Below are 2,701 nucleotides of genomic sequence, written 5' to 3'. Positions count from 1 at the left end.
GGGGAGAATAATTACTAACTAAGTAAGTAGGTGAGAATAAATCAAAGTAGATTAAGTAATGTAAAAAATCTTGAGATGAGTTCGTAGTCAGGGCTTCAGCCCTAAAATTAGGACTAAAGTCCTTACTACAAACCTTGAATTATTCACGCCGCTCTACTTACTAACTACTAGCTACTAACTACTAACTTCTAACTAACCTTGCAATATGTCCCAAAACAGCATTAGGGAAATCACCAACAACATCACGCCTGCTGATTTTTCTACAGTTTTCGGGCTGAGTCGGTTGGCTATCCAAGTACCTAAAAGTACACCTAATAAGCTGGTGGTTATCAGCGCAGCCGCAGAGCCGACAAATACAACCCACGGCGAATGAGATTCTGCACTCATTAACAGAGTGGATAGCTGAGTCTTATCTCCAATTTCTGCTAGAAAAATGGTTACAAAAGTTGTACCAAAAACTACTAACGCTGATTGCTGCTTTTGAGGACTATCCGCAACTACAGACTGAACTGGCAGGGCGGTTAAGTTAAAATCAATACTGTCTTTGAGTTCTGGCTCAATCTCAGCCTGAAATATGCCAGAAATGTCCAAAGGAGCAGAGTCGAGTTTCACAGGCAGTAGTTTTGTTGCTAGGTTGTTTTCATATTTCTATCATATTCTCAGATTGTTAATAAATTGCAACTCCAGATACAAAAAGAAGCGGTGGGAGTCTCAAAGCCCAACAGCTTTATTGAAGCGTAGTATTTCTAGACTGCGATCGCCATAGACTCCTTCTATTTGCTGGCGACAGCAGTCAATGGCAAAATCGTTGACTTCTTCGGGTTCAACCCCATACATATCTTGAAATACTTCTGATTCCACCCGGCAGAAGCGTGGACGCTTTGAGTAGATGCGACATTCTCGGTTGGTATGGTCGAAATTAACGCACCATCCGCCTTCGCCTACCATACTGAGGTAAAGTTCTAGTTCTGGTGGAGAGAGATACTCATCCAAATCTGGACGCTCTGCTGGATCAAGATTACAGCAGGCTCCACATTGCTTTATACATTGCCAAGTTGCCATTTTGGATTAGGGAGTTGGGAGGGGCGAACAGGGAAGAATAACATAATGCAATGCTTCATGCCCAATTTATCTATTTTATGTCTTTTCTTATACTTTTGTTAAGTAAATTAAATTTAGCAGGCCATAGCCAGATATGATCGATTGCGGGTTTTGTGATTAAGTTATTGAATTTTTTAAAACAATTGGGAGGAAAAGGGTAAAAATGTTTGATTCTTTGTTTAACACCTTCACCAGTATCAATTGGGAAGTTATTTTCCAATTGCTGTCCGTGGCGCTAATCGTGATTTCTGGGCCATTGGTAATCTTTGTACTGGCATTTCGTAACGGTAATCTCTAAGAGTGCTGAGTGCTGAGTCAGAAGCAGTGTGGAGTGCTGAGTAAAAGAAAATTTTGGAATTTAAAACTCATACTTCATAATTCATAACTCAGCACTCAATACTGATAACGCTTGAAGGGCAGCTTGAATAATGCTGTTATATTGTGGTTGAAAAATATCAACTTCCTTGGCGTTTTGACGATTAGTACCTAGCAAACCGATTGTATCTCCTGGCTGCATGGCTAAGACCTTGCCTTCAGGATTTTTAATTCTTAATTCTGCTGTAATACCGTTTTTATAAAAACCACAAGTATACTGTCGCTGGTTGTATTCAAAGGTTGTGCTTGATGGGATAAGTGGCGAAGCAAAAAATTGTTGAAGTTGAATTGGCAGTCTGACACCTATTAACTCTAGCTCGATGGTAGTGTTACCGTTAAAGTAATTTTCTCGCAGTTTGTAAGCGATATCTACTCGCAATGGTAGTTGGAAATAGTCGCCCCAACGCCAAGCGATCGCTTTGATTTTATACTGCTGATTATCGGCAGTTTGGGCAATTGTTAATTTAATATGACCCTTACCTACAATTTTTTGCTCAACCACCTGGACATTAGGTGTCCAGAAAATTGGATCGGGGTTGTCCATACCGCAGGGGTGTAGAGCATTAAGCTGTTGGTAAAGCTGCTGATTGATTTGATTGAGGTTGACTTCAGCATCAATTTTGAGCAGAGGTTTGAGATGCTGGGGTTCAAGACACTGGTTAGCAAACTTAATCAAACGCGATCGCAACACCTGTAAATTCTCTGCTGAAAAAGAAAATCCCCCGGCTGCTTTGTGTCCGCCAAATTTCCCTAGTAAATCGTGACAATATTCCAAAGCTTCAAACACATTAAACTCTGGAATCCCTCTTGCTGAACCGCGTATGTGTTGCTCATCATCCTCATAAGTACCGATGAACACGGGAACACCGTAGCGTTCTACCAACCGGGAAGCGACAATCCCAATAACGCCGTGATGCCAATTGGGTTGAACAACAACTAATACACGGTCTTGTTGGAGAGACGCAACAAATTCTGTTTCTACAAAAGCGATCGCTTCTTGTTCAATTTGCTCACACATTAATTGGCGACTGGTATTTGTTTGTTCGCACTGCTTCGCCAGTTCTAGCGCCACTCCCATATCATCAGTAGTCAGCAGTTCAATGACAGTTTGGGGGTTCCCAATCCGACCAATAGCATTAATTCGTGGCCCCAAGCGAAACCCGATATCTTCAGGCTTTAGCGATTTTGGATTTTGGATTTTCTCCCTTGCTCCCCTGCTCCCCTG

4 protein-coding genes are annotated in these 2,701 nt (G+C 41.7%); 1 reads left to right on the top strand and 3 read right to left on the bottom strand.

Annotated elements, in window-relative coordinates; all coding sequences use genetic code 11:
- Positions 1 to 192: 192 nt before the first annotated feature.
- Both F8S12_RS31180 and F8S12_RS31175 read right to left on the bottom strand, forming a co-directional pair.
- The gene (locus tag F8S12_RS31180; protein WP_196520168.1) at positions 193 to 612 is read right to left on the bottom strand and encodes a TMEM165/GDT1 family protein; all 420 of its coding nucleotides are present in this window, start codon (positions 610 to 612) and stop codon (positions 193 to 195) included.
- A gap of 99 nt (positions 613 to 711) precedes the next feature.
- A complete protein-coding gene (locus F8S12_RS31175) occupies positions 712 to 1,062 on the bottom strand; it encodes a YkgJ family cysteine cluster protein (protein ID WP_196520166.1) in 351 nt (116 codons plus the stop codon).
- A 202-nt stretch (positions 1,063 to 1,264) separates the two neighbouring features.
- On the opposite strand from F8S12_RS31175, the gene psb30 reads away from it, so the two are divergent.
- Positions 1,265 to 1,399: a photosystem II reaction center protein Ycf12/Psb30 gene (gene psb30 / locus F8S12_RS31170; RefSeq protein WP_196520165.1), complete on the top strand. Its 135-nt coding sequence runs from the start codon at positions 1,265 to 1,267 to the stop codon at positions 1,397 to 1,399.
- 81 nt (positions 1,400 to 1,480) lie between these two features.
- On the opposite strand, the gene F8S12_RS31165 is transcribed toward psb30, so the two are convergent.
- Positions 1,481 to 2,701, bottom strand: a 1,221-nt coding sequence (locus F8S12_RS31165; protein WP_230968392.1) for a single-stranded-DNA-specific exonuclease RecJ, incomplete at its 5' end; no start/stop codon positions are given.

Source organism: Nostoc sp. WHI (assembly GCF_015714725.1).
Lineage (GTDB): Bacteria > Cyanobacteriota > Cyanobacteriia > Cyanobacteriales > Nostocaceae > Nostoc.
Note: the sequence above shows the minus strand (reverse complement) of the source record. Positions and strands in the feature narration are given on the sequence as shown.

Bases quoted from the DNA above. Each gene is read 5' to 3' on its own strand.
- F8S12_RS31175 (WP_196520166.1), bottom strand. From the start codon at position 1,062: ATGGCAACTTGGCAATGTATAAAGCAATGTGGAGCCTGCTGTAATCTT.
- psb30 (WP_196520165.1), top strand. From the start codon at position 1,265: ATGTTTGATTCTTTGTTTAACACCTTCACCAGTATCAATTGGGAAGTT.